This is a genomic window from Leifsonia sp. 563 (assembly GCF_040545055.1).
Taxonomy (GTDB): Bacteria; Actinomycetota; Actinomycetes; order Actinomycetales; family Microbacteriaceae; genus Leifsonia.
Map to the genome: position 1 here is coordinate 672,698 of NZ_JBEPLE010000002.1, position 25,432 is coordinate 698,129.

Here is a 25,432-nt window from a genome sequence, read left to right on the forward strand (position 1 = left end):
TTCACCAGGTCATTCGCTGAGGCGCTCGATCAGCTGCCCTTTGGTCAGCCGGGAGACGTTCAGGAGGCCGCGGGCGCGTGCCGCATCGCGCAGGGCCTGCACGGTCAGCTGGTCGAGTTCCGGGTCGTGCGTGACGGATGTGGTGACCGATCCGGCGAACTCGACCGTCGCCTCCACGGTCTCGTCGCGGACGGAGGGGAGCGGCGGGGTGAGGTCGAGGTCGGCCGTGTCCGCAGCGCTGTCGGTGTGGTCGGCCTTGCTGCCGCCGGCGAGCGTCGCCAGCTCCTGCTCCAGGGCGCGAGCGCGCTTCTTCGCCTTCTTCTCGTCGAGCTTCTCGGCCGCTCTCCTGGCGTCGGCGACGGCCGCCTCCGCCCGCTCGAACGCCTTTTTCGCTGCCTTCTCGAGCTTCTTCTGCTTCGCCATGCGCGCTCCGTTCCGTCCCATTCACCGTGCACGCTGCCACGTGTCCGCCGAAGGGGCAAGGCATGCCCTTCCCGTATCAGCAGTGGGTGATATCATGCATCCATGAACTCATTTGCGGTGCTGGCGGACCCGGTCCGTCGCCGGATGGTGGAACTCCTCTCCGAAGAGGAAGCGCCCGCCGGTCGGATCGGCGCCGTCGTCATGGCGGAGTTCGGGATCGGCCAGCCGGCCGTCTCGAACCAGCTGCGCGTGCTCCGGGAGGCGGAGATCGTCTCGGCCGAGCGCCAGGGATCGCAGCGCATCTATCGCATCGTCCCCGGCGCGCTGGACGACTTCGCGGCCTGGGTGGACCGGTACGGGCGGCTGTGGTCCCAACGGCTCGACGCCCTGGAGACCGAGCTCGCCCGCGGGAGCAGCGGCGGTCGCGGGAGCGCACGGCCCGACGGGGGACGATGATGGATGCGCGCACGATCCGCGCTCTCGTCGGCACCGACGACCATCCCGAGCTGATCCTCCGCCACGAGTACCGCTCGACCGCCGCGGAGCTGAGGGACGCATGCACGTCGCCGGAACGACTGTCCCGCTGGTTCGGCGTCGTCGCGGGCGAACCGTCGGGTGTCGGGTCGGAGTTCACCGTGCAGCTCGATGAAGACACCCGAGCGCAAGGCCGGGTGCTGCAGTGCGGCACGGACGCCCTGCGGATGTCCTGGACCGTCGACGGGGAGCCGCCGAGCATCGTGACCGCCGAGTGGAGGGACACCGCCGACGGACGCGCCGAACTGACCCTGCACCATCGGCTCGCAGGGCGAGACGAGATCGTGACGGCGGGCGGCGGATGGGATGACACGCTCTCCGTACTCGACGGGGTGCTTTCGGGTCGAGAGGATGACGCAAGCGGTTCTGCCGGACGCGCGGCCGGGCGAGATGTCTGGCGGACGCTCGCCTCGCATCCCCTCGAACTGACGCGCACGATCGATGCGGACCGGTCCCGGGTCTGGAGCGCCATCGCCTCGGCCGATGGACTGCGCACGTGGTGGTGGCGGCACTGGCACGACGTGTCGATCGTCGCGGACGTGCGGGTCGGAGGCGCCTACCGGATCGTCGCACCAGGCGCGAGCATCGTCGTGGAGGGGCACTATCTCGCGGTCGAGCCGTTGGAGCGCCTCGCGTTCGAATGGAGGTGGAGCGACGACGACGGGCCCACGGCCGACGAAGCAGTGGAGTTGCGGCTGACCGACGACGGCTCCGGCACACGGCTCGTCGTTCGCCACACCGGGCCCTGGACGGATGCGTCGCCCGCCGAGTCGTACCGGCAGGGCTGGAGCTTCACCCTCGGCGAGCTCGCGGCCGTCCTCGCCGCCGAGTGACCGCGGGCGCGGGAGTCGCTAGAGTTTTTCCGTGACCACCCCGCTCACGCTCATCCAGCGTTCTCCCGACCCGGAGTCGGTCGGGCAGTCGCGCGACCGCCGGCCGAGCATCGCCGAGCGCTTCCGCTCGATGGGCCGGAGCCGGATCGGCGCGCTGCTGCTCGTCGCGGCGACGCTCATCGCGATCGTGTGGGCGAACATCTCGTTCACGGGGTACGAGCAGTTCTGGGACACGCACCTGATCGTCGGGGTCGGCGACCTGCAGCTCGACTTCACCCTCCACGCGCTCGTCAACGACGCCCTGATGGCGATCTTCTTCTTCACCGTCGGCCTGGAGGTGAGGCGCGAGTTCGCGATCGGGGAGCTGACCAGCTGGGCGCGCGCCGTCGTGCCAGTGGTCGCCGCCGTCTTCGGGCTCGCCGTCCCCGCGGTCATCTTCGTGCTGTTCACCCTCGGGACGGGCATGGAGCACGCGTGGGGAGTCGTCATCTCCACCGACACCGCGTTCCTGGTCGGTGCCCTGGCCCTCATCGGCCCGCGCGCATCGGGCCGTCTCCGGGTGTTCCTCCTGGCGCTCGCCGTGGTGGATGACATCGGCGCTTTGAGCATCATCGCGCTCGTGTACACGGAGAACTTCAACCCGTATCCGTTGATCATCGCCGCGGTCGGCCTGGTCGGCGTCTACTTCACCCGCTACCTGCGCGGCGGCCGCGGCCCGGTCTACGCGACCCTCGCCATCATCGTCTGGCTCGCGTTCCTCGCCTCGGGCGTGCACCCGACGCTGGCCGGTGTCGCGATCGCCCTGCTCGTGCCCGTCTACCGGCCCAACCGGCGGGATGTGGAGCACGCCCTCGATCTCGCCCGCACCTTCAGGCAGTCACCGAACACGGAGTACGCGCGGGCGGCGGCGAACAGCCTGCGCGAGTCCATCTCCATCAACGAGCGGCTGCAGTCGGCGTGGGGTCCGTACGTTGCGTATGTCGTGCTGCCGCTGTTCGCCCTCGCCAATGCCGGCGTGCGGCTGGACGGCGACATCCTCGCCGGTGCGCTCGTCTCGCCGATCGCCTGGGGTGTGCTCGCGGGCCTCGTCGTCGGCAAGTTCGTCGGCGTGTTCGGCTCGGCCGCGGTGCTGCGCCTGCTCAAGATCGGCGACTTCGGGCCGGGCCTCACCCTCGACCGCCTGGCCGGCGGAGCGGCGCTGTGCGGCATCGGCTTCACGATCTCGCTGTTCATCGTCGATCTGGGCGTCCCGGATGAGGCGGCGCAGAACGCCGCCCGCGTCGGCGTGCTCGCGGCGACGATCGTGGCGTTCGTCGTCGCGACCATCGTCTTCCGGATCTCCGACGCGCGCCGGCCGAAGGAGGAGGCGGGCCTGACCCTGGTGCGCCCGGTGGACCCGGCACGCGACCACATCTTCGGTGCGCTGGACGCGCCGTACGAGATCGTCGAGTACGGCGACTTCCAGTGCGGCTTCTGCCTGAAAGCGACGGGTTCGGTGTTCGAGGTGCAGCGGGAGCTCGGCGACCGGTTGCGGTACGTGTGGCGGCACGCGCCGCTGACGCGGTACCACCCCAACGCGCTCGCCGCGGCGGAGGCGTCGGAGGCGGCGTCGCGGCAGGGCAAGTTCTTCGAGTTCGAGCGTGCCCTCTTCGCCGATCAGGAGCACCAGCTGCCGTCCGACATCCTGCGTCGTGCCCAGGAGCTCGACCTCGACCTCGATCGCTTCGAGGCCGACCTGAGCTCGCCCGAGGTGGCCGCGCGCGTCCGCGACGACATGCTGGATGCGGAGGCGATGGACATCACGGCCGTCCCGACGTTCTTCATCAACGGCCGCCGTCACGTCGGTCCGTACGACGCCCAGTCGCTGATCCGCGCGCTGCAGGCGACCGAGGACACCGACACGGCGGCCACCGCGCAGCCCTGAGCGCGCCTGCCCGTCCCTGATCGCGCTTGCCCGGGCCGGCATAGCGGCCACGCCGCCGCCCGGCGTCGGCGGTCGCCCCTACGATCGGGGCATGGCCGACGACCCGCAGCGAACAGCTCCCGAACCCCTGGTGGTCGCCGACCAGGCGGCGTGGCGCGCCTGGCTCGACGAGAACGAGCAGAGCTCCGACGGTGTGTGGCTGGTTCTCGCCAAGAAGGGTGTCACCGACCCGACATCCCTCGGCTATCAGGAGGCCCTGATCGAGGCACTCTGCAGCGGCTGGATCGACGGGCAGCGCCGGTCCCGCGACGACACGACCTTCGTGCAGCGGTACACCCCGCGGCGCAAGACCTCGCTGTGGTCGGAGCGCAACATCGGCATCGTCGAGACGCTGATCGCCGAGGGGCGGATGCGGCCGGCCGGGCAGGCGGAGATCGATCGGGCCAAGGCGGACGGTCGCTGGGAACGCGCGTACGCGGGCGCCGGGCGGATCGAGATGCACGAGGATCTGGTGGCCGCGCTCGAGGCCTCACCGGCGGCAACGGCCACGTTCGAGCGGCTCAACGCCCAGAACCGCTACGCCGTGCTCTGGCGGGTGACCACCGCACCGAACGCGACCACCCGCGGCAACCGACTGGCGAAGCTGATCGGGATGCTCGAGCGCGGCGAGACGCCTTACCCGCAGTAGGCCTGTCAACACAAGCGTTGTCCTGACGGCCCGGTCGCCCCTAGCGTGACGGTGACACAACACCATCGACAGGGAGACCCGCATGCCCACGACTTCGCCGCACGTCGCTTCGCTCACCGATGCCACCGACACGTATGAGAACGACTTCGGCAGCATCTCGCAGCTCACCGCCGACGACTTCCCGATCCTGAAGCGCATGTCGCTCAAGCGCATCGTCCTCGAACCGGGCGGGGTCCGCGAGCCGCAGTGGAACGTGAACGCGAACCAGATCGCCTACGTGGTGCGCGGGACGGTGCTGGTGTCGATGCTGGCGAACGCGGACGAGTTCGCGTCATTCGTCGTGACGGCGGGGCAGATGTACCACGTCGCGTCCGGCGCGATCTACCACATCGAGAACGTGGGGGAGGAGACCGCGGAGATCATCGCCTCCCTCCGCACCTCGCGTCCGGCGCACTTCTCGCTGCAGAACAGCTTCAATGCGATGACGGATGCGGTGCTCGGCAACACCTACGATCTCCCGTCGTCGGCGTTCGCCGCCTTCGACCGGCACGACGCGCAGCAGATCGTGCGTCGGGAGGGCCCGGCCCGCATTCCGGACACCGCCGGCCTGCCGAACGCCCACCTGTTCGATGCCGCGGGGCAGAATCCGCCGCTCTCGTACGCGTACGGCAGCGCGCGGCTCGCGCGCAAGCAGTTCTGGGCGGCGCTCGACGACCTATCGATGTACTCGCTCGAGATCGCGAACACGGGGATGCGCGAGCCGCACTGGCATCCCGTCACAGCCGAGCTCGGGTACGTGCAGAGCGGGCACGCGCGGATGACGGTGCTCGACCCGGACGGCTCGCTCGACACATACGAGCTGGAGCCCGGGAACGCCTACTTCATCCCGCGCGCCTACCCGCACCACATCGAGGCGTTGGGCGACGAGGGCATCCACTTCCTGATCTTCTTCGACCAGCCGACGCCCGGTGACATCGGATACCGCGCCACCGCATCAGCGTTCTCGCGGGAGGTGCTGTCGTCGGCGTTCGGGGTGCCGGAGGCGCAGCTCCCGCAGTTCCCGTTCACGCCGGTCGATCCGCTGATCGTCGGGCGCACCAACCCCGTCGACCCGGTGAAGTAGGGGCAGCCGGTCAGCCGCCCGAGCGGGTCAGGCCGCGGAGCTCACCGGTCGACGATCCGAAGTCGATGTGGATGTGCGTGCAGTAGTCGGCGAAGCGCGAGATGTTGCGCAGCGGCGGCATCCAATACGCCCCGCAGCCGTCGGCCCCCGAGGCCTGCCCGGCGCGCGATCCGGCCGGCAGGAAGGAGTCGAGGAACGGGAGCAGGATGTTCGTCGGCCCGTCGTTGCCGCGCGTCCTGGCGGAGCCGATGTAGGTGAGGTCCATCGCGTTGGGGGCGCCCGGCGGCGTGCAGTGGCGGGAGGTCGGGTTGCTCGCGCAGGTGGCGACGCCGTCGTTGGCGCAGTGCCGGTTGAGGTCGCTCACCTGCACCGAGCCGTAGTTGCGGATGATGATCACCAGCGTCTGCAGCGTCCGCTTGTCGATGTTGCACTGCGGCGTCTGCCCGATGGTGCCGTTGGCGATCGGCTGCAACTCGTTCGGGATGATGGCGCGCTCGGCCCATTCGATGATGAGCGTGCCCTGGTTGTAGTCCTCGAGCAGCTTCTGTGCGGCGGCCTGCGCCGTCGCGGGCACATCGACGCACGTCTCGACACAGGTGCTCTCCGCCGGCTGCGCCAGTGCGGCTCGGGCGGAGGGCGCGGGCGCTGCGGCGGAGAACCCGGCGACCACGAGCACCGCGATCAGCGCGAAGGCGACGCGGAGGGACGTTCGGCGGAGGCGGCGCATGTCAGTCCTGACTCACGGTGACGCCGGCGAGCGTGAAGCAGTCGCGTGCGACGGCGGAGGAGTCGTCCACCGTCTTCTGCGGGCCCGCGCCGGTCTCCGGATTGATGGGGTTGGCATTGATGAAGGCGAGATTCGCGGCCAGCGGCTTCCAGACGCCGTCCTTCTCGGCGGCAGCGGCGGCGAGGGGCGTCGCGGCGGCGACCCGTGTCGCGGCGAAGCCGTCGGCGACCTGCTGGCACGCCTGCACGGCCAGCGCCTTCGCCCCGGCGGTGTCGACGGGCGCCCCGGTCGGTTCGGGCGCGTCCGGCGCGTCTGTGGCATCCGGGCCGGTCGTCGGCGCGGGAGTCTGCGTCGCGGGGGCCGTCGGCGTCGGCGTCGGGCTGGCGGTGAGCGTCGGCGTCGGGAACGGCGTCTGGGTCCCGGCGTCGGCGCCGGACTTCGGCGCGCAACCGGCCAGCGCCAGCGCGAGCACGGCCGCCGCCACGGTGAGCGCGCGCACGCGCCCGAGCTGCGAGACCATCGGAACCACCCCATCCCCGAACGGGCGTAAATACTTGCATAGGCTACGGCGTCGGTCGCGCCGATCGGCGGAGTGACGCGCGCTCTGCGGGGAACGGCTGCCGGGTCAGACGCCGGTCTTCCCTGCCTTCTTGCGGGCACGGAGGTCGACCAACCCGACGACGAGGGCGACCGCGAGCAGCGCGAGGGTGACGAGGTAGCCGTCCCGGACCGCCTGGTGGTACTGATCGATCGGATGGTTGCCGCCGCCCGGGACGGTCGCGAAGAACACCGCCGTGACCAGTGCGACGCCGACGGCCGTTCCGACCCGCTGGCCCAGCTGCGCGATCGACCCGGCCGCGCTGCCCTCCTCCGGCGGCACCTCCGAGAGCGTCAGCGTCTGGTTGGGGGAGATGACGAACCCGCCGCCGATGCCGCCGACCAGAGTGGATGCGGCCATCAGCCATTCCGCCGCGGCCGGCGGTGCCAGGGTCGCTGAGGCGAGCAGCGCGCCGATGCCCACGATCACGATGACGAGCCCCACGACGACGAGGGCGCGTCCGAAGCGCTGGACGAGACGGCCCCCGATGAACGCCCATACCGCCGCGCCGAGGGCGAAGGGGACGCTGACGAGACCCGCGGCAAGCGGCTGAGCGTGCAGCCCCTCCTGGAGGAACAGAGTGGTGACGAGGAAGCTCGCCGGGAGACCGGCGAAATACACCGCGGCGATGAGGATGCCGTTGCGGTACGACGCCAGCCGGAACAGGTCGAGGTGGACGATCGGCGAGAGCCCGCGCTTCGCATAGCGGCGCTCCCAGAGGAGGAATGCCGACCCGAAGGCCACGAACGCGATCAGCCACAGCCAGCGGAGCGGGTCGTCGGTGGGGGAGCCCGTGGTGAGCAGGAAGGGCAGCATCAGGCCGAGGATGGCCCCGGCCAGCAGGATCAGCCCGACCGGATCCAGCTGCGTCCCTCCCGCGGGCCTCTCCTGTCTGCGCGGCAGGAACCGCAGAGCGAAGAAGAGCGCGACCGCTCCGCACGGCACGTTGAACCAGAAGAGCAGCCGCCAGCCCTCCTCCGCGCCGCCGAGCGCGATCAGGGAGCCGGCGAGGCTCGGGCCGATCGCCGTGGCGATGCCGACCATCGCACCGAAGACACCGAACGCGCGCCCGCGCTCCGGGCCGCGGTAGAGCTGCTGGATCATCCCGAGCACCTGCGGCATCTGGACGCCGGCCGCGGCCCCCTGCACGAAGCGCGCGATGGTCAGCCAGAGGATGTTCGGGGCGAGCGCGCAGAGGGCGCTCGCGAGGCTGAAGCCGACCAGGCCGATGACGAACATCGCCCGGCGGGACCGCGTGTCACCGAGGCGTCCGGAGGGCACGAGCGTGAGGCCGAAGGCGAGCGCGTAGCCCGCGACGATCAGCTGCAGCTGCGTCGAGTCGGCGTGCAGGGAGCGCTGGATGGACGGCAGCGCGACGTTCACGCCGGAGAGATCGAGGATGGTCAGTGCGCCCACGGCGATGCAGACCGCGAAGGCCGGACCGCGCGCCGCACGGGTTCCCTGAGCGGTGTCCTCTCCGGAGGGGCCCTGTGAAACGTCGGTCACGCCGACACCGTACGCCCCGCTCAGTCGGCGAGCGCTCCGGTCAGGTACGCGCGGAGGATGCGGCGGAGCCGCGGCTCCAGGTCGATCAGCGCGTGCCCGAGCCGCGGGTCGGTCCGGTAGAGCTCGGCGATCTCCGGCGGCGGGGTGGAGATCTGCCAGAAGGTGCCGGCGAGGGAGGTGGCGGCGGCGACCAGATCGCGTGCGGCGGTGTCCGAGAGGGCCGGGAGCGCATCCCGGACCGCGTCGCTGATCGCCGCGAGGCTCTCACCGCTCGTGAGCTTGTAGCTGCGCACGGCCTCGACGGAGACGTTGCGCTCGAGGTTCAGGGGCGCCTGCGCGAGCAGGTCGCAGAACGCTCCGCGCGCGGCGAGGGTGGAGGCGAAGGCGGCGGCGACGCCGTCGGCGGTGGAGGCGCGACGGACCCGCTCGCACAGCACGGGCGTCCACTCCCGCCACGCCTCGGCGGTGAGCCGGAGGAAGATCTCCTCCCGGGTCTCGAAGTACCGCAGCATGGCCGACTTGTGCATCCCGACCGCGTCGGCGATGTCGGTCAGGGTGACCGTGCGGATGCCACGATCGCGGCCGAGGGCGCGGGCGGCGTCGAGGATCGCCTGCTCGCGGGCGGCTTTCGCCTCGGGGGATCGGGCTCGTCGCTGCCCGCTCTCTCGCGTCTCCTGCTGGGTCATGCCGCCAGTTTAGCGCAACCGAGTTGCATTATTTAAAGAAACGGTGTTTCATTAACTTCATGGAACAGACATGGTTCATCACAGGCTCCTCCCGCGGCTTCGGCCGCTCCCTCGTCGTCGCCGCGCTCCGCGCCGGTGACCGCGTCGCCGCCACCGCCCGTCGCCCAGAGCAGCTCGACGACCTCGTCGCCGAGTTCGGCGACCGCATCCTGCCGCTCCGGCTCGATGTCACCGACCCCGCCCGCGCCGCCGAGGCGCTCCGCGAGGCGCACGAACGGTTCGGCCGGCTCGACGTGATCGTCAACAACGCCGGCTACGCGAACGTGTCGCCGATCGAGACGACGGACGACGCCGACTTCCGCACCCAGTTCGAGACCAACTTCTGGGGCGTGTACAACATCAGCAAGGCGGCCATCCCGCTGCTGCGTGCGCAGGGCGGCGGGCTCGTCATCCAGTTCTCGTCGGTCGGCGGGCGCGTCGGCGGGTCGCCCGGCATCGCCTCCTACCAGGCCGCGAAGTTCGCGATCGACGGCTTCAGCCGCGTGCTCCGGACCGAGACGGCTCCGTTCGGCGTGAAGGTCCTCGTCGTCGAGCCGAGCGGCTTCCGCACCGACTGGGCGGGCTCGTCGATGGAGGTGCGCGAGATCCCCGAGGGATACGAGAGCACCGTCGGCGCGATGAACCGCCGGGTCCGTCAGTCCGACGAGGGACCGGCCGGCGACCCGGACCGCGCGGCCGAGATCCTCGTCCGCCTCGCCAAGAGCGACGACATCCCGCAGAACCTCCCGCTCGGGGTGAACGCCACCGAGATGAGCGTCGCGCAGGACCGTCGCCTCCTGGCCTCCGACCTCGCGTGGGCGCCCGTCTCGCGCTCCGCCGACGCCGCCGAGCCCTACCCCGTCCCCTTCCCGCCCGCCGCCTGACCCCCGCGCGCCCCTCCGCACCACCGTCGAGTCCGCGAACTTTGCACATCCTCGCGGCGTTCCGCGTGCAGTTTGTGCGTACTCGACGGTGGGGCGGAGGGGCGGGTAGGGTTCGCGTATGACGGCGGCGTCACCGGAGCGGGGCATGCGCACCTTCGCGCAGGTGCTCGTCAACACGGCCGTGGCCAACGTCACCACGAGCTACCTCTGGTTCGCTCTGACCTTCTGGGTCTACCTCGAGACCCGGTCGGTGCTCGCGACCGGCATCGTGGGCGGCGCCTACATGCTCCTGGTCGCGGTGTTCTCCATCGTCTTCGGCACGATCGTCGACCGGCATCGCAAGCAGTCCGTCATGATGCTCGCCTCGCTGCTGACGCTCGCGTCCTTCTCGATCGCCGGTGTGCTCTATCTGATCTTCCCCGAGGAGGCGCTGCTCGACCTGGGCGGCCCGATGTTCTGGATCTTCGCGGGCATCATCCTGTTCGGCGCCGTCGTCGAGAACCTCCGCAACATCGCCCTGTCGACCACCGTCACCCTGCTCGTCCCCGTCGAGCGCCACGCCAACGCCAACGGGCTCGTCGGCACGGTCCAGGGTCTCGCCTTCATCGTCACCAGCGTCTTCAGCGGCCTCTCGATCGGCCTGCTCGGGATGGGGTGGACGCTGGTCATCGCGATCGTCCTGACCGGGCTGGCCGCCTTCCACCTGCTCATGCTGCGCATCCCCGAGGAGCTCCCGGAGCGCGACGCATCGGCGTCGGCCGTCGACCTGCGTGGGAGCATCGCGGCGATCCGCCAGGCGCCCGGACTGTTCGCCCTGATCATCTTCTCGACGTTCAACAACCTGATCGGCGGCGTCTACCTCGCGCTGATGGATCCGTACGGTCTCGAGCTCTTCGCCGTGGAGGTGTGGGGCATCGTCCTCGGTGTCGCCTCCACCGGGTTCATCATCGGCGGGCTGGTCGTGGCGAAGTTCGGCCTCGGCAAGAACCCCATCCGGACCATGCTGATCCTGGTCGCCATCATGGGACTGCTCGGCGCGACCTTCACCCTCCGTGAGTGGTGGCTGCTGTACGCGGCCGGCATCTGGGCGTACATGGCGCTCATCCCGGCCGTGGAGGCGTCGGAGCAGACGGTCATCCAGAAGATCGTGCCGTTCGCCCGGCAGGGTCGCGTGTTCGGTTTCGCGCAGGCGCTGGAGTCGGCCGCGGCCCCGATCACCGCGTTCCTGATCGCGCCGGTGGCGCAGTTCCTGATCATCCCGTACATGGCGTCCGAGTCGGGCTCGGCGACGTGGGGCTGGCTCCTCGGCGACGGCAGCGCGCGGGGGATCGCCCTCGTGTTCCTCGTCTCCGGCCTCATCATGGTCGCGCTCGCGCTCGGCGCCTTCCTCACCCGCTCCTACCGCCTCCTTTCGGCGGAGTATCGGGGGAGCGCCAAGGATGCGGTGATGACGATTCGGTGAACAGGCCGAGTCGGGTCTGCCCCGTAAGCTGTGGACTGGCTATGCTTCGGATCGTTCGGGGGGAAAGGCCATCCGGAGGGGGAAGGGCCATGTACGGTCTGTCATCGGCGGGAGCATTCGCCGCAGCGGTCGCTGTCGCGGCGATCGTCCTGCTGCTCGCGCCCGTGGGCGAGGTGGTGTCGCCTGTCGTCCAGGCGGTGGATCTGGTGGTCGCCGGGGTCGCGGGGGCGGCCGCAGCGACGTTCTTGAGCATCGCGGGAGGTCAGCGGCACCGCCGCCGACGCGCCCGCTAGCGCCACACCCCTGTTCTCCGCAAGGGGTCCCTCAAAAGTTGACAACCTAGCCTGGCGTGGGAATCATCACGAAGGTGACGTTGGTGGACGGGACCCTCGAGGACTTCGCCCGCGATTTCGAGATCGCGCTGGCGCAGCGCCAGGTCACGGCCGCCTACCAGCCGCAGATCGACGTCGCCGACGGCACGGTCGTCGGTGTGGAGGCGCTCGCCCGCTGGACGCATCCGGAGCACGGCGAGGTCGCTCCCGACGTCTTCGTCGACATCGCGCAGAAGACCGGCCTGCTCCCGCTGCTGACGGCTCGGATCATCTCCGACGTGACGTCGGAGTACATCCCGGGCTGCACCATCGATGTGGCGGTCAACGTCTCGGCGACCCAGCTGGAGGATCCCTCCCTCTACGACATGTTCGAGGGCGCCTTCGCGACCGGCCGGTGCGACCCGGAGACGCTCATCGTCGAGGTGACCGAGAGCTACAGCATCGAGCATCCCGAGCGGGTCGCTGCTCCACTGGAGGCGCTCGCCGCGGCCGGCGTCACGATCTCGGTGGACGACTTCGGGACAGGGCATTCGTCGTTCGCACGGGTCGAATCCCTGCATGCCAGCGAGCTGAAGCTCGACAAGAGCCTGGTGCAGGCGGATGACCGGGTTCACGAGGTCGCCCAGATCATCGGCGAGGCGCACCGCCGCGGCATCCGCGTCGTCGGCGAGGGCGTCGAGAGCCGCGGGCAGCTCGACCGGCTGGCCGCCGCGGGCTGCGACCGTGCCCAGGGGTACTGGATCGCACGCCCGCAGCCGGCCACGTCGCTGCTGTCGTGGTACCGGATGCGCACCCGCGAGTCCTGACGCAGAACGCGCCCGGCCTGTGGTCAGGCCGAGCGCGTCCAGGTCGTCCGGTGAGCGGTGCTCAGAGTGCGTCGAACGAGTCGATGTCGACGCGCGACTCCTCCTGGCGGGGAGCGGGCGGGTCGACCTCGATCTGCGCCCAGGTGACCGGCATGCCGGGGGAGAAGAGCACGTCCACGCCGGGGCCGCCGCGGAGCGGGGGGATGGTGACGTAGCCGCCGCCGGCTCGTACGGCCTCGAGGATCTTCCCGCGCAGGTCGTCCACCGGATCGGGGAGGAAGTAGTCCTTTCCATCGACCGTGAGGCGGTGAACGATCATGCGGTGATCCTTTCCGTGGGGATGATGTAGAAGACTATCGCGCGGTCACGATACACCTGTATTCCGGACGGGTAAGCTCGCAGCAGCGCCGCAAGGCGCCACGAACGACCAGAGGAAAGGCATCCGTGGGCACACTGCGCTACGACGGCGAAAGCTACGAACTCGACGACCGCCTGCTGTTCCACATGCAGATCGCGATCAGCACCAAGCTCCGCCGCGGGGAGAACTTCTTCCTCACCTGGCCGGTGCCGGCCGAGCTCGGCAGCGGTCGTCACACCGTCTGGGTCGACAACGGCGTCCCCCTGCACATCTTCTTCTCCGGCTCCAAGGTCCCGACCCTCAACAAGGACTGGATCGAGGCCATGATCCAGACCGCCAGCAGGGCCTCCGGGATGATCGTCATGGAGGAGTCCGAGATCCGCCCGAATCCCCGGGGATGACGCCGGGCCAGCGCTTATAGCGGAAGCGTTTCACGAAAACAAGGCCCCCCGATTTTCTTGCTTCACCGAGCGGGTAGTTCGATCATCTAACTAGATCTTCGAATCGCACCACGACGGAAGAGAAGTTAGGAAAGAGCCATGGCCGAGTCCCTCGCAGAAATCGTCGACCTGCCCACCGAGTATGTCTCGTGGCACTCGCCGGCGGCCGCCCTCTGGGTCGCCTCGACGCCGACCGCGTACGTGGGCATGGTGGACCGCAACCACGACGGTTTCGTCGCCACCGACTGCACCGGCCGTGAGCTGGGCGTGTACGGGACGCTGGAGTCCGCACGCGTCGCCGTCTACGGCGCCTGGGTCGCACCGGCACCGGCCGAGGAGCAGGCGCTCATCGCCTGACACCCTGAACCATCCCGGCCGGCGTTTCGGGTGCGCCAACCGGGATTCGACGGAGCCCCGGTACCTCCTCTGGTGCCGGGGCTCCCATCGTTAATGAGCGCTCAGTTCAGGCTCGGCTCCGCGAGGGCTTCTGCGACGGCCTGCTCGACGCTGAGCTCGCGACCCTCGGACACCGCGGCCGCCAGCCGCCCGGCCGGCGCCACGGAGGCGAGGCGGTCCAGGTACCGCTGGTGGAAGGTGAACGTCGGCCCGTTGTGGGTTCCCGACCGCTCCCGCAGTGCGTGTGCGGCCCCGGCGAGGCGCCCGGCCCGCTCGACGTCGCCGGCGAGGGCGGCCACGGCCGCGAGGCCCTCGAGCCCGTATGCGATCCCCTCGATGTGTCCGAGCGACGTGGACAGGGTCACACTCAGCGAGAAGTCCTTCCTGGCGTCTTCGGGCGAACCGAGCAGGAGGTGCGCCCAGCCCAGGTGATAGGAGGCGATCCGGCCACCGACGGCATCCCCGGCCCGCTGCGTGAGGGCGAGGGACTCGTCGAACCGCTCGAATGCGGCGTGCAGCTCCTGCCGCAGCAGCGCCACCCGGCCGAGGAGGACGAGCGCCATCGCCTCGCCCCACACGTCGCCGGTCTCGCGGAACAGCCGCAGGCTCCGCTCCATCACGTCCGACGCGCGGTCGGTGTCCGGTTTCTCGCCGGCGAGGAGCGCGAGGGCGAGGGAGATCTGCGCCATCGCCTCGCCGGAGCGGTCGGCGCAGCGGCGGAACAGGTCGGCGCTCTCCGCGAGATCGGCGGCGACGCGTCCGTCCGGGTCCTTCCAGAACCGGATGGTCCGCGTGAAGTAGAGCGCGACCGCGCGCGTGCGGTCGTGGAGGGCCTCACCCGACTCGAGCGGTTCGTCCATCCACGTGCGCACCTCGCCGAGCAGGCCGATCACCCAGAAGTACAGGAAGAGGTTGAAGGCGAGCTCGGCTGCCCGGTCCCAGTCGCGGGCGTCCAGCAGGTAGCGCTCGGCGGCGCGGAGGTTGTCGCGCTCGTCGCCGAGCCGCTGCATCCACTCGCGCTGCCCTCCGCCCTTCAGCGGCAGGCGCGCCCGTGCGCCGAGGTCGATGAAGTAGCGGGCGTGGGCGTCGCGGGCGCTCTCGAGCTCGCCGTCGCCGTGCAGCTGCTCCCTGGCGTACTCGCGGACGATCGCCTGCATCGTGAAGCGCGGCCGGTCGTCGCTGTCGTGCTGGGCGACGAGGCTGGAGTCGACGAGCACGGCGAGATCGGACAGCACGTCGGCATCGTCGCCGTCCGCGCCGACGAACTCCGCCGCCTCCAGCGTGAAGCCGCCCTCGAACACTCCCAGCCGGGCGAGCAGACGACGCTGCTCCGGCGCGAGCAGCTGCGTGCTCCACTCGATGGTGCGGCGGATGGTCTGTTGCCGCTCCGGGAGGTCGCGCGAGCCGCCGACGAGCACCGAGAGGCGACGGTCGAGGCGGTCCAGCAGCTCGGCGGGGGAGAGCACGCGGATGCGCGCGGCCGCGAGTTCGATCGCCAGCGGCACGCCGTCGAGCGCGGTGCACACCCGGGCGACCGCGTCGGCGTTCTCCGCGGTGATCTCGAAGTCGGGCTTCACGGCGTGCGCCCGCTCGACGAAAAGGTTGACCGAGGAGTCCTCGGCGAGCGGTCCGACGTCGTAGCTCTGCTCGGCGCTCACCCGCAGGAGCGTCCGGCTGGTCACCAGCAGTGCGACGCCGGGTGCGGCCGCGAGCAGACCGGTCAGCAGGGGTGCCGCATCCAGCACCTGCTCGAAATTGTCGAGGACCAGCAGGATGCTGCGGTCGCGCAGCGCCGTCGCGAGGTTGTCGAGGATGGGCGCGTCTCCGGTGTCGCGCACGCCCAGGGCCTGCGCGATACGGTTCGGTACCCGCTGCGGGTCGTGCACCGCCGAGAGGTCGACGAACACCGCTCCGTCGTCGAAGTGCTGGGCGGCGGCGCGCGCTGCCGCGATCGCGAGCCGGCTCTTCCCGATGCCACCTGGGCCGACCAGCGTCACGAGGCGGGTGCCGCGCGCGAGCCGATCGCCGATCGCCGCGATGTCCGCCTCCCGCCCGACGAGCCCGGTCAGCGGGACCGGCAGGCGCACGGGCTCCACGACGCGGTCGGCGTCGCTCGCCACATCGGCGGTGATGAGGGCGCGGCTCTGGTCGAAGCGCTCGGCGAGCAGCGTGGCGAGGTCGTTCTCGATCAGCTGCGCGAGCTCCTTGGGCGTCTCGAAGTACTTGTATGCGGCACGGTCGTCGTCGCGGATGCGCGCAAGCAGCGTGGCGAGGCGCGGCTCGCGGTTGTCGGCCGGGCTCTTGACGTAGAGCAGGCGAGGCAGCTCGGTCGGGCAGAGGTTGTACTCGTCCTCGAGGCCGGAGACCTCCTCGTCCGGGGCGACCCAGCCGTAACGCTCCCAATACAGCCCGAGGAAGACGTCGCTCTGTTCCAGGTAGGCGCGGTAGAGCTCGCGCGGAGGATGCGGCCGGGCGCCCAGTTCGAACATGACGGGGGCGAGATGCAACCGCTCGATGGCGGTCCGCGCTGCCCGGCGCTCAGCGGCGAGCTCCTGCAGCGTGGAGGAGACGAAGATCCGCAGCCGCTGGTCCGGCGTGCGGATTACATGAGGGTGGCTCATGTCACGTCATTGTGTTGCTTCGATGTGCAAATGTACAGAGGGCGTGCCGCGCGAGCCCATTAGCACTCCGGATCCGTCATGCGCAAGGAGGTTCAGAGGATCCGCGATCGGAGGTTAGCTAGGAAGGTGAAGGAAATCGCGTGGTACGTACTGGGCTTCGCGCTGGCGGTCTGCGCCATCGCCGTGGGGCTGCTCCTGGCGCCCGACGCCGCCGACGCCACCGAGGGTCCGGGCGGGCTGCTGCAGCATCTGACCCCCACCGAGTGGGCGGATCTCGTGGTGGCCCTGGTGTTCGCCGCGATCGCGTTCGTCAGCGGCAGCTACCTGTCGTCGCGTGCGGCTGCGGAGGCCGACGACACCGCACTGACGGTGGAGCTCGTCACCGCGCAGCGCGCGGGCTGACGGGCCGGGGTTGAGGGACCGGGGCGCGACGGGGATGACGCGCTCGATGACGGCAGCTTCGCTGACGCCAGCATTCTCGGCTATCTCGTGGATGCGATCGCGGTCGGGCTCTTGTACGCGCCAACCAGCGACCTTCGGATTGATCAGTGATCCCTTAGTACGTCACTTCGCCGACACGCGTTAGCGCTAGCTTTACGACCCCTGGCCGCTCGCGAGTGACGCGCCGAGTTAATCACAGCGGAGATGCAAATCTGGCTATGGTCGCGTGGCCGATCTAGGTTTCTCTTACGGCCGACTAATCCGAGCGTCGGCCTTAGGGGGCCGAGATGTCCAAAACCCGTGGCTTGGCGGATTGGCGCAGCTGGTCGGCTTGGCGAGATTTCTCGTCGCCGCTGCAGCTAGGGCGCCTTGGGCTTGCGTGCGCCGCCATCTGGGTCCTGCTCTGGACGGCGTGCGTCGTTTTCGTCTCGGTGGGACTGGACCTCACAGAGACGAGGCTGAGGAACACCGCCATAGTTCTCTTCCTAGCTCCCTTTCCGCTACTAATCATCTGGTCCCTGTGGGTGGTCGTGGTGACCGTCGCCACAGCAACCCACCTTCCACCTGCGGTTCCGCTCCGCGAGCGCTCAGTGCTGGGATCGGGAATTAGTTGGGCCGCGCGAGTCATGTGGGGAACGGCTCTTCTGGTCATATCGGGCGTGATAGGCGGCTTTATCGCCCAACAACTCGACGGCATATCCAAAAGCTATGCCGCCGCGACTTCTTCGTCTTCCCAGGCATCCGGTAACGGCGCAGGGACGGCCGCCGCTGGCCTCCAGTTCGAAGAGGTGCTTTACGAATGGTTTGCGGTCTGGATAGCGGTCTTCGCTGCCATCCTGGTCTATGCGTTGCCCCTCTGGCTCCTCTGGAAGCTACTCAGGGCTCGCACCCCTACACGCCGGGCGGCGCTGGCGGCTGCTCTGGTCAAAGTACCGGATTCCAAGTCGAAGGACCGTTGGCTCGAGCACCTCTCCCACTGGCTTTATCCGGTGGTGTTCGGGTTCTTTGCGATGCCCCTTCTCGGGACGGGGGTGTTGTTGCTCGGCGCGTGGCTAGTTCAGTCATGGCACGACGGCGTACTCAGAGGCCTGAATAGCGCGCAGTAGCTTTGTCGCGGCCCGCACATCCCGCACACCCCAGACTGGGCGACCCGGGCTGCCGGATGGCGCGCCCGCTCACTTCTCCAGTACCTCGAGCACGCTAGCGTCGATGCTCTCATCTCGGCGGACGACGACGCGTGCAATGACGTCAACCAGCGCCGACTTGACCGAGCGGGGTATCGGCACCGGCACCTCCTCCTGCAGCCGGACAAGAACGTCGGGCTGGCCCGCCATGACGTTGACCGGATGCATGACTTCGTGGCCCGATTCGAGAACGGGCGCTGACCAAGATCCCGGTTATACATCGGCGAGGTATAACGCCAATCTCCGCGACGGCAACACCGCCAACAACAAGCTCGACAACGAGCGCGAAACCTATATCGACAAGAAGAACGACAACAAGCTCGACAATAAGAACGGCATCTCGTAGAATTGACGCGCAGGCTCCCCCCGCGCACGCGGACCAGGGGGCCTCGCTGTTTAACCGGGCAGTTCCCACGGACCGTGCATGGGATCCTTCTCCATGAGGTAGTCCTCGTACCAACGCCAGGCGAATTGGTTGCCGCCGTGCGGGTTGACATGCGTTTGCGCCGTCCACGCCACCAGATCCGCCATCTGCGTCCACTGCGACCGCCGCGAGTCGTGGAACATCGGATCCTCGATGATGTGGCGGGTGTCCAGCTTCAGCGAGCGGTGCGCGTTGATGTAGGCGGGGTCCGGGTTGCCGTCCATGCTGATGAGCGCAAAGCCCTTGGTGCGTGCGTGCTCGTCGTCCCACATGTGCACCAGGTCGGTGTAGAGCTCCGCCTTCTCGGCCGTGAACTCACCACGACGCTTGTTAGTCTTCCGGTACACCGCCCCCAGGTCGATGAGGTCACAATCACGCAGCTCCTCGAGGCAGCGAGTCGCCACCTCGCGCCCGAGGTCCTTCCAGTAGGTCGTCGAACCGTGCACGAACCGGGCAGGCGGCTTGATCGAGATTTCTCCACGGCCGCCGACGTACGCCGTGGTGTGCAACTCCTGACGCACCGGGATGGCGTATTCACGGTTGAGGCGCTTCCTGAACTCCAGCCAGTGACGGAGGGCCGCTCGCCAATTGTCCGGCGACACCTCCACCCAGCCATAGACGAGCGATCCGGCCTGTTCGTCGCCGGAGTCGTCCACGTAGATCATTCGAGAGAGCGCAGAGGTCACCGGATCAAACTACTCGACCGTTATTCCTTGGCCGTCACAGCAGTTCGAAGCCTTCTGAGCGGGCAGGACCGGAATCAGCTAGACAAAATGAATCGTCCTGGTAAACAAGCAAAATTGAGGTGCCGGTACAAACTTGCGAACGAGACGAGCGACCAGATCGGACACCCCCATGCCGAGCGCTCCCGACGATGAGCTCGCCGCCGCGACAAGCCAGGCAGCGGCTAACGCCGCGACCGTCATGCTCCAAAATCCTCTTGGTGCGGGCCCCTTCGTCGCCGCCTTGGTCGACGAGCTTTCAACCCGCACCCAGCGAACGCAGCTTGACGTGCGAAGTCGCATGCTGCGCTCGCTCATGGTGAGCACTCGCGTCGATGCTCAGAAGGCGGTGATCGCTGGGATCGATCGTGTGACCTTCGCGTCCCTTCTCGACCCCGAGCTGCAGGCGGCGTTCAACCGCTACTTGCGGCGGCTCGCCGAGAAGAAGCGGACGGAGCGAGAGGACCGTGAGCCACCGAACATGAAGCCATCCTGGCCCCACATGAAATGACCGTTATGGCCTCTGATGCTGCCCCTCTCGTCGAGAATCAATCACGGGACGTAAAACTCGCGAGGCTCGCTCGCCTGCACAGAGAGCGCTCCGCCAGGGCTACCGCCACCGACCGTCACCGCGTAGGGCACGCCGGACCCGTGGTTCTTTCCAGCGCACGCGCATTCACACAGCCAGGCGTTGTCCTGCTTGCCCTTTTTCCAGCAGGCCTCGACACACTTCTCGACACCGCCGTACTGGATGACCTTTACTCTCCCGTAGCGTGCGGCCAGTCCGAGGATGACCTCATTCGTGTGAGATCGCGAGACACTCCAGACTCCCCGGGCATACTCGACCTGACCTCGACGGGATGCGCCGAACGTGTCACCGAGTATCGAGTACCCCTTCCCGTTGCCTTCGAACGGCATGTCTCGGATCTCCGTCCGTCTCTTCGGCCGGATAGTCACAGTTACGCCCATGGGCAGATCGTAAAGCTTGCCAAGTCCAAGTTCTTAGCGCGCCGCCCCTGCGCCATAAACGATCGTTTCTGGCGCAGGGGTCGAGGGTTTGGACGGAACTTGCCGAATGCGCCACTTTGACACGCCGAAACTAAGCGCCGAAACCGAAACGCTCCAAAACATGCACGGCAACGTTTTCGGCTGGAGCTAGATTCGAGTGGAGCGAGCCATGCCGAACATCGTCGGGTACGCCCGAGTGAGCACCCGCGAGCAGAATCCGGCGGCCCAGGAGGCAGAACTGATCGCGACCGGCGCGGTGCGTGTGTTCGTCGACCACGCGAGTCGAGCCGCGTCAGCGATCGCCCGCAGTGGCTCGCCTGCCTGGAATATCTGAACCCCGGCGACACCCCATCGTTCGTGAACTCGATCGGATCGCTTGGAGCGAGAGGATGGCGATCCAGACGATCAGTGAACTGCACAACCGGGGGATGAACATCAAGAGCCTCACCGAGGCGGACATCGACACGACTTCACCGATGGGGCGAGCCCTCTTCGGGATCGTCGCGGTGTTCGCTCAGCTCCGCGTCGACACCATCCGAGAGAACACAGTGCGAGGACTTGCCCATGCTCGCTCCGAGGGCCGTGTCGGTGGCCGGCCCAGTGTGATGACTGTCGACCGCATCGCGACAGCACGGAAGATGAGGAGCGAGAACCAGTCCTACCGCGCATCGCAGACGTGCTAGGCGTGGGTGAGTCGTCCGTCCGTCGGGCACTTGCCGAACCGGAGGAGGCAGCATGAGCAGAGAGATCAGAATCAGCGCCCGGCAACTCGCCGGGCAGCAGGCTCGGATCCACAAGCGCGCTCAATCGGGCGACCGTATCGTGGTGAGGGTCGGCCGCGGCACCTACCGCCTGGCTCCCTCGTCCGGGTGAAGGTTGACACCAAACTCCTGCAGGTAGCTCGTGCCGTGCACCCCAACTTGGCAGACCTCAGCGACAGCGAACTCGTTGAGAGCGTGATGGAGGGCTGGGTCAGGATCATGACCGAGCAATAGAGGTCATAGCGTCCATCCCCTTGGGGGTGCGGCCAGCAGCCAGCGCTGTGCAGCACGAAGCGGTTCCTGTGGCTGAATGTTGTAGAAGAATCGCCGGTAGCTGTCGCGCTGACCCTCAGGCAGGGGCATGTCAGGGGACCACTCCGCGAGCACATCGTCGAGTGAGCTCCAACGCACCTCTCCGAAGGTCATAGGGAATGTCATCGGAAAGGTCATGCCCTGTTGGAACCGGTGCAGAATCACGACTCCGTGAGCGACCGCGTTCCTCGCCAGCCGCGCTCCGTCGAGGTAGCGCCCGTCCGCGTCGGCATCCCGTTTCTCCCGATACGACCTGCCTTTGTGAGCGCGAACCAGGAGATCGTCCACGGCAACGATCCAGAAAAGCGCCTGGCCGATCCACGGCATCAACTCCTCCGCACGATGGGGGTCGGTCTCTAGCCCGCCTAAACGCGCCTCTTGCAGGCTGGCCAGGTTGCGATCGATCGCTGCCAGCGCAACGCGCGCGCCTGGGTGAGCGAACTCCGCCCCGCTCATCGCGAATCCTCGTTCTTGAGCGTCACGTATCCTCCGATGTCAATGACCTCGCCATCGTGGTTGACGGTCACGCGCTCGACGTGCAGCACGCCATCGTCCAGGTCCCACAGCGGCGCCCCGTTGACTGCGTTAGGTTCGCCCCGTCTCTTGGCACTCCACGTCAGCCGGCCCACATCTATTCCGTTAAGTCGCGCCACCCACCTGTCTCCGAGGAAGACCACCTCCAGCTCGTCGCCCACATCTACGTTCTTGATCGCCGCGGTGATCGAGGTTCCAAGTAAGGAGGAGACGGTTGACGTCCCCGCCGCCATGAGGTCGGCAGCATAGCCCGACGTGAAGCCGTACATCCGATCGCCGTTCTTGTGCGTCGACCCGATCTGCGGATACGTCCTCCAGCGCGCGCTCATGCGCCGATCATCTCAGCCGACACCGACGACGCTCGCGCGAAACCAAATCTCGACGGACCTAGCTCAACGCTTAATACGCTCGAAGCGCTCGACGAACGACGAAACGGAGAGAGCATGAGCGGGGAACAGATCAGCACCGGGGCTCAGGCCTGGTGGATGTCGGCGCGTCTGTGGTGGGCCGGCCAGGGACGCATCCCTCGACGGAGAACGTTGACGATCATCACGGCCGTCGTCTTGCTGGTCGCGTTGATCTCCCCCGGCGACGGATTCACATGGATGCTGCTCGTCGGGTTCTATATCCCCGGCATCCTCTGGGTACGGCATTTCCGACGACTTCACGACTCCCGGGGATTTGGACTCCTCGGGTGGGGAGTCGTCGCGGGTGGCGGCGTCGCTCTCCTTGTGTCTGGTGTCATCGTGGCTATCCCCGGCTCTCGTCACATGTCGCGGTAGCGCTTCGCGGCGGCCAGCGCCTCACGCAGGCCGGCGGCGTCGTAGCGGCGGACGTAGGCCGGTGTGTCGCGCTGGGCACGCCATCCCTCGGACAGCTCGCCGACGTCGACGGTGTCGAATCCGAACTCGTCGATCAGCGCGGCGACGCGCTCGCGGGCGGCCGGGTCGTCTCCGGCGACGATGAGGGCGCGGCGGTCCGGGGTGCCGGCGGGGAGGCTCTGGCTGGTCAGCTCGGCGGCGCCGATGTGGTTGAAGGCCTTCACGACGTGCGATGTCGGCAGCACCTTCTGCAGGCGCTCGGCGACGGTGGTGGACTCGTCGTCCAGTTCCGCGATGTGCCCGTCGCGCTGCGGGTAGTAGTTGTTCGTGTCGATGACGATCTTGCCGGCCAGCTCCTCGACCGGCAGCGTCGCTTCGGCGGCGAGCGGGGTCGTGACCACGACGATGTCGCCGGCGGCAGCCGCCTCGACCGGGGTGGCGGCTCGGGCGTGCTCGCCGAGCTCGTCCACGAGGCCGCTCAGCGTCTCCGGGCCGCGCGAGTTGCTGAGCACGACGTCGTAGCCGCGGGCGACCGCGAGGCGGGCGAGCTGGGAGCCGATGTGTCCTGAGCCGATGAATCCGATTGTCGTCATACCTGCCGGAACCGTAACGGGCTCTGGATGATTCCCGCCGGCCGCATCCCGGTCAGCCGCAGAGCCCGACGCCCGCCGAGGTGAGGATGACGGTGCGGTTCTGCTCGGCGACGGCGTCCGAGTACGCGCCGGACGCGTCGGTCTCCTTCTTCCAGCCGCACCATTCGAAGCCGACCCCCGCGGTCTGGAGCAGCGTGGCGGGCACGCCGAGACCCACCAACGCCGCCTTGACCGCATCCGCCCGCTTCAGCGAGAGAGCGGTGTCGGCGGTGTTGTCGGTCGCCTGGTCCTTGGATGCGGTGCCCGTGATGGTCACCGGCTTGCCGTTCTGCTCGATCGCGGGCACGAGCGTCGCGAGCACCTTCTGGGCCGCGGCCGGGTCGGAGAAGTCCGCCGTGTCCTTGGTGAAGAGCAGCTCGCTGTTGCGGATGACGACAGGTTTCGACCAGTCCGTCTTCGTGGCGACCGGCTCGATGGTCACCGGGGTCACGGCCGGGAGACCGGCGGCCGCGTTCCCCGAGGCCGGCTCGGGCAGCAGGGAGAGGGTTCCGCCGGCCGCCGTGATCACGGCGGACCAGATCGCCTCCAGGTTGCTGCGCGCGGGGACGGTCAACGGCTGCTGCGCGCCCGCGGTGTCGCCCATCCCGGACCAGTACACGGTGACGCCCTTCAGGTCCGTCGGGAGCAGCTTCCGGGAGGTCAGGTCGGAGACCACCTGCGCCGGATCGGCGTAGAGCAGGCCGGTTCCGGCGAAGTTCAGCGGGTCTGTGGTCTGCAGCCCGCTGCCGACGACGATGACGCCCATCGGGTCGCTGCCGAGGTTGCGCGACGCCTGGTCGATGGCGCCCAGGTAATCGACCTCCGGCGCCGACGCCTTGAGGCCGTCGATGTAGGAGGTGATCTGCGTGAGCTTCGTGCGCTGGTCGTTCTGGCAGACGATCGCATCCTGAGCCGACGAACCGAGCGCGGTCGTGCCCATGACCTGCGGGGTGCCGGACGGAACTACGACGGTCACGCTGCCGTTCGTCTTGCCTGCTGCCTGCAGCTGGGCGGACGCGGATGCGGGGATGCTCACGGCCGGCGCGTTCGCCGTGCTCCCGGCGACGACCCCGAGGTTGCGCTTGTGCGACTGGTCGCACGCCTCGCCGGATGCCGTCGCCGGCGCGCACGCTGCGAGTCCCGCGACGACCGCCACGACGACCCCCGCAATTGCTCCCGCACGCACGCCGCGCTTCCCCCACCGTCGAGTCCGCGAAGACTGACCGCTCTCGTGGCGCGTCGCGTGCAATGTGTGCGTACTCGACGGGGGGAGGTGGGGCATGTGGGAGCCTTTCACGCGGTCGGGGAGGTGGGAGAGGTCGCGGAGGGGGCGGTGGGGGATGCGGAGGCCCCGGGCGGCAGGGGCGGGGCGAGGTCGGGGGATTCGACGCTGCGGCGGGCGCGCAGCTCGCGGATGATCTGGCTGGTGCTCTCCGGGTCGCGCTCGCGCTGCGCCAGGCGTGTCGCGAGCTGGGCGCGCACCACATCCATCCGGGAGTGGAACGTCACGCGGGCGCCGGTGTAGCGGACGGCGTCGTGCGCATCGAGCTGCAGGGCCAGGCGGGTGCGCTCCTCTGCGGCGACCGCCTCGCCGTGCAGCCGATCGCGGAGCAGCCGCAGCCGGGCGGCCTGCGCGTGCGCCTTCTCGGCCGCGGTGAGGAGCGGTTTCGTCGTCAGCCACGCCACGACGAAGCTGAGGGCGCCGGAGGTGGCCAGCACACCCAGCATGAGGAACGCCATGAGCGTGTCCGGCGCTGTCCACGAGAACCCGGCGGGCGCGGCCGTCTGCGCACCGCCCACGAGCCCGGTGAGTCCGCCCGCGTTCTGCGCGTCGATGCCCGCTTTGATCCGGGCGATCGTGATGGCGGCGAGGATGGCGGCCCAGATCAGTCCGAGCACGACCGAGGTGATGATCCACCTGCGCGACATGACGCCCGCCTGGACGCGGCGAAGCAGGATGGCCACGACGTGCGGCAGCGTGACGACCGCGAGCGAGATGCCGAGCGTGATGACGTACATCTGCAGCCCGATCGACCCGTACTGGCTGTCGTTGCGCAGCAGAAGGGTCAGCGCCTGGGCGAGCAGGATGTAGTCCACCGCGATCATGGCGACGAGCAGCACGTAGACCATGACGTGGGCGAAGGGGGAGACGTGGCCGACGTGGGGACGCAGGCGCGGAGGGCGGGTGACGATGTCGCGTGCCATGGGCGGCC

At 68.7% G+C, this 25,432-nt stretch carries 31 protein-coding genes; 17 read left to right on the forward strand and 14 right to left on the reverse strand.

The window, feature by feature from the left end:
* Positions 1 to 9: 9 nt before the first annotated feature.
* A complete protein-coding gene (locus tag ABIC47_RS10160; protein WP_354479999.1) occupies positions 10 to 423 on the reverse strand; it encodes a Rho termination factor N-terminal domain-containing protein in 414 nt (137 codons plus the stop codon).
* Positions 424 to 525: 102 nt separating this feature from the next.
* Between ABIC47_RS10160 and ABIC47_RS10165 the strand changes: the two genes are divergently transcribed.
* The 5 genes from ABIC47_RS10165 (at position 526) to ABIC47_RS10185 (ending at position 5,525) form a co-directional block, all read left to right on the forward strand.
* Positions 526 to 879: an ArsR/SmtB family transcription factor gene (locus ABIC47_RS10165; RefSeq protein ID WP_354480002.1), complete on the forward strand. Its 354-nt coding sequence runs from the start codon at positions 526 to 528 to the stop codon at positions 877 to 879.
* Positions 876 to 1,790: an SRPBCC family protein gene (locus ABIC47_RS10170; RefSeq protein WP_354480005.1), complete on the forward strand. Its 915-nt coding sequence runs from the start codon at positions 876 to 878 to the stop codon at positions 1,788 to 1,790. The genes ABIC47_RS10165 and ABIC47_RS10170 overlap by 4 nt, the downstream gene beginning before the upstream one ends.
* Before the next feature lie 31 nt (positions 1,791 to 1,821).
* Positions 1,822 to 3,714 (forward strand): Na+/H+ antiporter NhaA, encoded by a 1,893-nt coding sequence (gene nhaA / locus ABIC47_RS10175; RefSeq protein ID WP_020075305.1) that lies wholly within the window; start codon positions 1,822 to 1,824, stop codon positions 3,712 to 3,714.
* A 91-nt stretch (positions 3,715 to 3,805) separates the two neighbouring features.
* Complete coding sequence (locus ABIC47_RS10180) at positions 3,806 to 4,402, forward strand: YdeI/OmpD-associated family protein (protein WP_020075304.1); 597 nt, start codon at positions 3,806 to 3,808, stop codon at positions 4,400 to 4,402.
* Between the two features lie 82 nt (positions 4,403 to 4,484).
* A complete protein-coding gene (locus ABIC47_RS10185) occupies positions 4,485 to 5,525 on the forward strand; it encodes a cupin domain-containing protein (protein ID WP_020075303.1) in 1,041 nt (346 codons plus the stop codon).
* A gap of 10 nt (positions 5,526 to 5,535) precedes the next feature.
* Here the strand turns inward: ABIC47_RS10185 and ABIC47_RS10190 are convergent, their stop codons facing one another.
* The 4 genes from ABIC47_RS10190 to ABIC47_RS10205 all read right to left on the reverse strand — a co-directional run bounded on the left by ABIC47_RS10190 (position 5,536) and on the right by ABIC47_RS10205 (position 9,042).
* On the reverse strand, positions 5,536 to 6,252 hold the full coding sequence (locus tag ABIC47_RS10190; protein WP_018190243.1) for a hypothetical protein: 717 nt from the start codon (positions 6,250 to 6,252) through the stop codon (positions 5,536 to 5,538).
* 1 nt (position 6,253) lies between these two features.
* A complete protein-coding gene (locus ABIC47_RS10195) occupies positions 6,254 to 6,772 on the reverse strand; it encodes a hypothetical protein (protein ID WP_354480010.1) in 519 nt (172 codons plus the stop codon).
* A gap of 105 nt (positions 6,773 to 6,877) precedes the next feature.
* Positions 6,878 to 8,356 carry an MFS transporter gene (locus tag ABIC47_RS10200; protein WP_354480013.1) on the reverse strand — a complete coding sequence of 493 codons (1,479 nt, stop codon included), beginning with the start codon at positions 8,354 to 8,356 and terminating at the stop codon, positions 6,878 to 6,880.
* A gap of 20 nt (positions 8,357 to 8,376) precedes the next feature.
* On the reverse strand, positions 8,377 to 9,042 hold the full coding sequence (locus ABIC47_RS10205) for a TetR/AcrR family transcriptional regulator (protein ID WP_018190246.1): 666 nt from the start codon (positions 9,040 to 9,042) through the stop codon (positions 8,377 to 8,379).
* A gap of 59 nt (positions 9,043 to 9,101) precedes the next feature.
* Between ABIC47_RS10205 and ABIC47_RS10210 the strand changes: the two genes are divergently transcribed.
* The 4 genes from ABIC47_RS10210 to ABIC47_RS10225 all read left to right on the forward strand — a co-directional run bounded on the left by ABIC47_RS10210 (position 9,102) and on the right by ABIC47_RS10225 (position 12,565).
* Complete coding sequence (locus ABIC47_RS10210; RefSeq protein WP_354480016.1) at positions 9,102 to 9,965, forward strand: SDR family NAD(P)-dependent oxidoreductase; 864 nt, start codon at positions 9,102 to 9,104, stop codon at positions 9,963 to 9,965.
* A 118-nt stretch (positions 9,966 to 10,083) separates the two neighbouring features.
* Positions 10,084 to 11,427, forward strand: coding sequence for an MFS transporter (locus ABIC47_RS10215; RefSeq protein ID WP_354480019.1), 1,344 nt, complete (start codon positions 10,084 to 10,086; stop codon positions 11,425 to 11,427).
* Positions 11,428 to 11,516: 89 nt separating this feature from the next.
* Positions 11,517 to 11,720, forward strand: coding sequence for a hypothetical protein (locus ABIC47_RS10220; RefSeq protein ID WP_354480021.1), 204 nt, complete (start codon positions 11,517 to 11,519; stop codon positions 11,718 to 11,720).
* Between the two features lie 56 nt (positions 11,721 to 11,776).
* Positions 11,777 to 12,565, forward strand: a complete 789-nt coding sequence (locus tag ABIC47_RS10225; protein WP_089875075.1) for an EAL domain-containing protein — start codon at positions 11,777 to 11,779, stop codon at positions 12,563 to 12,565.
* A 61-nt stretch (positions 12,566 to 12,626) separates the two neighbouring features.
* On the opposite strand, the gene ABIC47_RS10230 is transcribed toward ABIC47_RS10225, so the two are convergent.
* Positions 12,627 to 12,884 carry a hypothetical protein gene (locus tag ABIC47_RS10230; RefSeq protein WP_018190251.1) on the reverse strand — a complete coding sequence of 86 codons (258 nt, stop codon included), beginning with the start codon at positions 12,882 to 12,884 and terminating at the stop codon, positions 12,627 to 12,629.
* A gap of 125 nt (positions 12,885 to 13,009) precedes the next feature.
* Between ABIC47_RS10230 and ABIC47_RS10235 the strand changes: the two genes are divergently transcribed.
* Both ABIC47_RS10235 and ABIC47_RS10240 read left to right on the forward strand, forming a co-directional pair.
* The gene (locus ABIC47_RS10235; protein WP_089875077.1) at positions 13,010 to 13,324 is read left to right on the forward strand and encodes a DUF7882 family protein; all 315 of its coding nucleotides are present in this window, start codon (positions 13,010 to 13,012) and stop codon (positions 13,322 to 13,324) included.
* 138 nt (positions 13,325 to 13,462) lie between these two features.
* Complete coding sequence (locus ABIC47_RS10240; protein WP_018190253.1) at positions 13,463 to 13,720, forward strand: hypothetical protein; 258 nt, start codon at positions 13,463 to 13,465, stop codon at positions 13,718 to 13,720.
* A 101-nt stretch (positions 13,721 to 13,821) separates the two neighbouring features.
* Here the strand turns inward: ABIC47_RS10240 and ABIC47_RS10245 are convergent, their stop codons facing one another.
* Complete coding sequence (locus tag ABIC47_RS10245) at positions 13,822 to 16,380, reverse strand: DUF4062 domain-containing protein (protein WP_089875079.1); 2,559 nt, start codon at positions 16,378 to 16,380, stop codon at positions 13,822 to 13,824.
* 126 nt (positions 16,381 to 16,506) lie between these two features.
* Between ABIC47_RS10245 and ABIC47_RS10250 the strand changes: the two genes are divergently transcribed.
* From ABIC47_RS10250 to ABIC47_RS10260, 3 genes are all read left to right on the forward strand, one after another.
* Positions 16,507 to 16,782 (forward strand): hypothetical protein, encoded by a 276-nt coding sequence (locus ABIC47_RS10250; RefSeq protein WP_089875081.1) that lies wholly within the window; start codon positions 16,507 to 16,509, stop codon positions 16,780 to 16,782.
* 470 nt (positions 16,783 to 17,252) lie between these two features.
* Positions 17,253 to 17,927: a hypothetical protein gene (locus tag ABIC47_RS10255; RefSeq protein ID WP_354480027.1), complete on the forward strand. Its 675-nt coding sequence runs from the start codon at positions 17,253 to 17,255 to the stop codon at positions 17,925 to 17,927.
* A gap of 136 nt (positions 17,928 to 18,063) precedes the next feature.
* The gene (locus tag ABIC47_RS10260; RefSeq protein WP_354480030.1) at positions 18,064 to 18,351 is read left to right on the forward strand and encodes a hypothetical protein; all 288 of its coding nucleotides are present in this window, start codon (positions 18,064 to 18,066) and stop codon (positions 18,349 to 18,351) included.
* A 50-nt stretch (positions 18,352 to 18,401) separates the two neighbouring features.
* On the opposite strand, the gene ABIC47_RS10265 is transcribed toward ABIC47_RS10260, so the two are convergent.
* Complete coding sequence (locus tag ABIC47_RS10265; protein WP_354480033.1) at positions 18,402 to 19,085, reverse strand: DUF3800 domain-containing protein; 684 nt, start codon at positions 19,083 to 19,085, stop codon at positions 18,402 to 18,404.
* A 199-nt stretch (positions 19,086 to 19,284) separates the two neighbouring features.
* On the opposite strand from ABIC47_RS10265, the gene ABIC47_RS10270 reads away from it, so the two are divergent.
* Positions 19,285 to 19,662: a hypothetical protein gene (locus tag ABIC47_RS10270; protein WP_354480036.1), complete on the forward strand. Its 378-nt coding sequence runs from the start codon at positions 19,285 to 19,287 to the stop codon at positions 19,660 to 19,662.
* A 41-nt stretch (positions 19,663 to 19,703) separates the two neighbouring features.
* On the opposite strand, the gene ABIC47_RS10275 is transcribed toward ABIC47_RS10270, so the two are convergent.
* Positions 19,704 to 20,120 (reverse strand): hypothetical protein, encoded by a 417-nt coding sequence (locus ABIC47_RS10275; protein WP_354480039.1) that lies wholly within the window; start codon positions 20,118 to 20,120, stop codon positions 19,704 to 19,706.
* 208 nt (positions 20,121 to 20,328) lie between these two features.
* Here ABIC47_RS10275 and ABIC47_RS10280 point away from each other — a divergent pair, with 208 nt between their 5' ends.
* Together ABIC47_RS10280 and ABIC47_RS10285 are read left to right on the forward strand one after the other, a co-directional pair.
* Positions 20,329 to 20,493 carry a recombinase family protein gene (locus ABIC47_RS10280; protein ID WP_354480041.1) on the forward strand — a complete coding sequence of 55 codons (165 nt, stop codon included), beginning with the start codon at positions 20,329 to 20,331 and terminating at the stop codon, positions 20,491 to 20,493.
* Between the two features lie 55 nt (positions 20,494 to 20,548).
* The gene (locus tag ABIC47_RS10285) at positions 20,549 to 20,842 is read left to right on the forward strand and encodes a recombinase family protein (protein ID WP_354480044.1); all 294 of its coding nucleotides are present in this window, start codon (positions 20,549 to 20,551) and stop codon (positions 20,840 to 20,842) included.
* Positions 20,843 to 21,157: 315 nt separating this feature from the next.
* Here ABIC47_RS10285 and ABIC47_RS10290 read toward each other — a convergent pair whose 3' ends face one another.
* The 5 genes from ABIC47_RS10290 to ABIC47_RS10310 all read right to left on the reverse strand — a co-directional run bounded on the left by ABIC47_RS10290 (position 21,158) and on the right by ABIC47_RS10310 (position 25,424).
* On the reverse strand, positions 21,158 to 21,688 hold the full coding sequence (locus ABIC47_RS10290) for a hypothetical protein (protein ID WP_354480047.1): 531 nt from the start codon (positions 21,686 to 21,688) through the stop codon (positions 21,158 to 21,160).
* On the reverse strand, positions 21,685 to 22,095 hold the full coding sequence (locus ABIC47_RS10295; RefSeq protein WP_354480050.1) for a PI-PLC domain-containing protein: 411 nt from the start codon (positions 22,093 to 22,095) through the stop codon (positions 21,685 to 21,687). Before ABIC47_RS10295 ends, ABIC47_RS10290 begins: the two co-directional genes overlap by 4 nt.
* Positions 22,096 to 22,532: 437 nt before the next feature.
* A complete protein-coding gene (locus ABIC47_RS10300; protein ID WP_354480053.1) occupies positions 22,533 to 23,180 on the reverse strand; it encodes an NADPH-dependent F420 reductase in 648 nt (215 codons plus the stop codon).
* A gap of 52 nt (positions 23,181 to 23,232) precedes the next feature.
* Entirely contained in the window at positions 23,233 to 24,405 is a 1,173-nt protein-coding gene (locus ABIC47_RS10305) for an OmpA family protein (RefSeq protein ID WP_354480056.1), read from the reverse strand.
* A 107-nt stretch (positions 24,406 to 24,512) separates the two neighbouring features.
* The gene (locus ABIC47_RS10310) at positions 24,513 to 25,424 is read right to left on the reverse strand and encodes a hypothetical protein (RefSeq protein ID WP_354480059.1); all 912 of its coding nucleotides are present in this window, start codon (positions 25,422 to 25,424) and stop codon (positions 24,513 to 24,515) included.
* Between the last annotated feature and the right edge of the window lie 8 nt (positions 25,425 to 25,432).

Excerpts from the sequence above, each read along its gene's own strand:
- ABIC47_RS10160 (WP_354479999.1), bottom strand. The coding sequence starts at position 423 with ATGGCGAAGCAGAAGAAGCTCGAGAAGGCAGCGAAAAAGGCGTTCGAG.
- ABIC47_RS10165 (WP_354480002.1), top strand. The coding sequence starts at position 526 with ATGAACTCATTTGCGGTGCTGGCGGACCCGGTCCGTCGCCGGATGGTG.
- ABIC47_RS10170 (WP_354480005.1), top strand. The coding sequence starts at position 876 with ATGATGGATGCGCGCACGATCCGCGCTCTCGTCGGCACCGACGACCAT.
- ABIC47_RS10180 (WP_020075304.1), top strand. The coding sequence starts at position 3,806 with ATGGCCGACGACCCGCAGCGAACAGCTCCCGAACCCCTGGTGGTCGCC.
- ABIC47_RS10185 (WP_020075303.1), top strand. The coding sequence starts at position 4,485 with ATGCCCACGACTTCGCCGCACGTCGCTTCGCTCACCGATGCCACCGAC.
- ABIC47_RS10190 (WP_018190243.1), bottom strand. The coding sequence starts at position 6,252 with ATGCGCCGCCTCCGCCGAACGTCCCTCCGCGTCGCCTTCGCGCTGATC.
- ABIC47_RS10195 (WP_354480010.1), bottom strand. The coding sequence starts at position 6,772 with ATGGTCTCGCAGCTCGGGCGCGTGCGCGCGCTCACCGTGGCGGCGGCC.
- ABIC47_RS10205 (WP_018190246.1), bottom strand. The coding sequence starts at position 9,042 with ATGACCCAGCAGGAGACGCGAGAGAGCGGGCAGCGACGAGCCCGATCC.
- ABIC47_RS10210 (WP_354480016.1), top strand. The coding sequence starts at position 9,102 with ATGGAACAGACATGGTTCATCACAGGCTCCTCCCGCGGCTTCGGCCGC.
- ABIC47_RS10215 (WP_354480019.1), top strand. The coding sequence starts at position 10,084 with ATGACGGCGGCGTCACCGGAGCGGGGCATGCGCACCTTCGCGCAGGTG.
- ABIC47_RS10220 (WP_354480021.1), top strand. The coding sequence starts at position 11,517 with ATGTACGGTCTGTCATCGGCGGGAGCATTCGCCGCAGCGGTCGCTGTC.
- ABIC47_RS10230 (WP_018190251.1), bottom strand. The coding sequence starts at position 12,884 with ATGATCGTTCACCGCCTCACGGTCGATGGAAAGGACTACTTCCTCCCC.
- ABIC47_RS10240 (WP_018190253.1), top strand. The coding sequence starts at position 13,463 with ATGGCCGAGTCCCTCGCAGAAATCGTCGACCTGCCCACCGAGTATGTC.
- ABIC47_RS10245 (WP_089875079.1), bottom strand. The coding sequence starts at position 16,380 with ATGAGCCACCCTCATGTAATCCGCACGCCGGACCAGCGGCTGCGGATC.
- ABIC47_RS10260 (WP_354480030.1), top strand. The coding sequence starts at position 18,064 with ATGACGTCAACCAGCGCCGACTTGACCGAGCGGGGTATCGGCACCGGC.
- ABIC47_RS10270 (WP_354480036.1), top strand. The coding sequence starts at position 19,285 with ATGCCGAGCGCTCCCGACGATGAGCTCGCCGCCGCGACAAGCCAGGCA.
- ABIC47_RS10275 (WP_354480039.1), bottom strand. The coding sequence starts at position 20,120 with ATGGGCGTAACTGTGACTATCCGGCCGAAGAGACGGACGGAGATCCGA.
- ABIC47_RS10280 (WP_354480041.1), top strand. The coding sequence starts at position 20,329 with ATGCCGAACATCGTCGGGTACGCCCGAGTGAGCACCCGCGAGCAGAAT.
- ABIC47_RS10285 (WP_354480044.1), top strand. The coding sequence starts at position 20,549 with ATGGCGATCCAGACGATCAGTGAACTGCACAACCGGGGGATGAACATC.
- ABIC47_RS10290 (WP_354480047.1), bottom strand. The coding sequence starts at position 21,688 with ATGAGCGGGGCGGAGTTCGCTCACCCAGGCGCGCGCGTTGCGCTGGCA.
- ABIC47_RS10295 (WP_354480050.1), bottom strand. The coding sequence starts at position 22,095 with ATGAGCGCGCGCTGGAGGACGTATCCGCAGATCGGGTCGACGCACAAG.
- ABIC47_RS10300 (WP_354480053.1), bottom strand. The coding sequence starts at position 23,180 with ATGACGACAATCGGATTCATCGGCTCAGGACACATCGGCTCCCAGCTC.
- ABIC47_RS10310 (WP_354480059.1), bottom strand. The coding sequence starts at position 25,424 with ATGGCACGCGACATCGTCACCCGCCCTCCGCGCCTGCGTCCCCACGTC.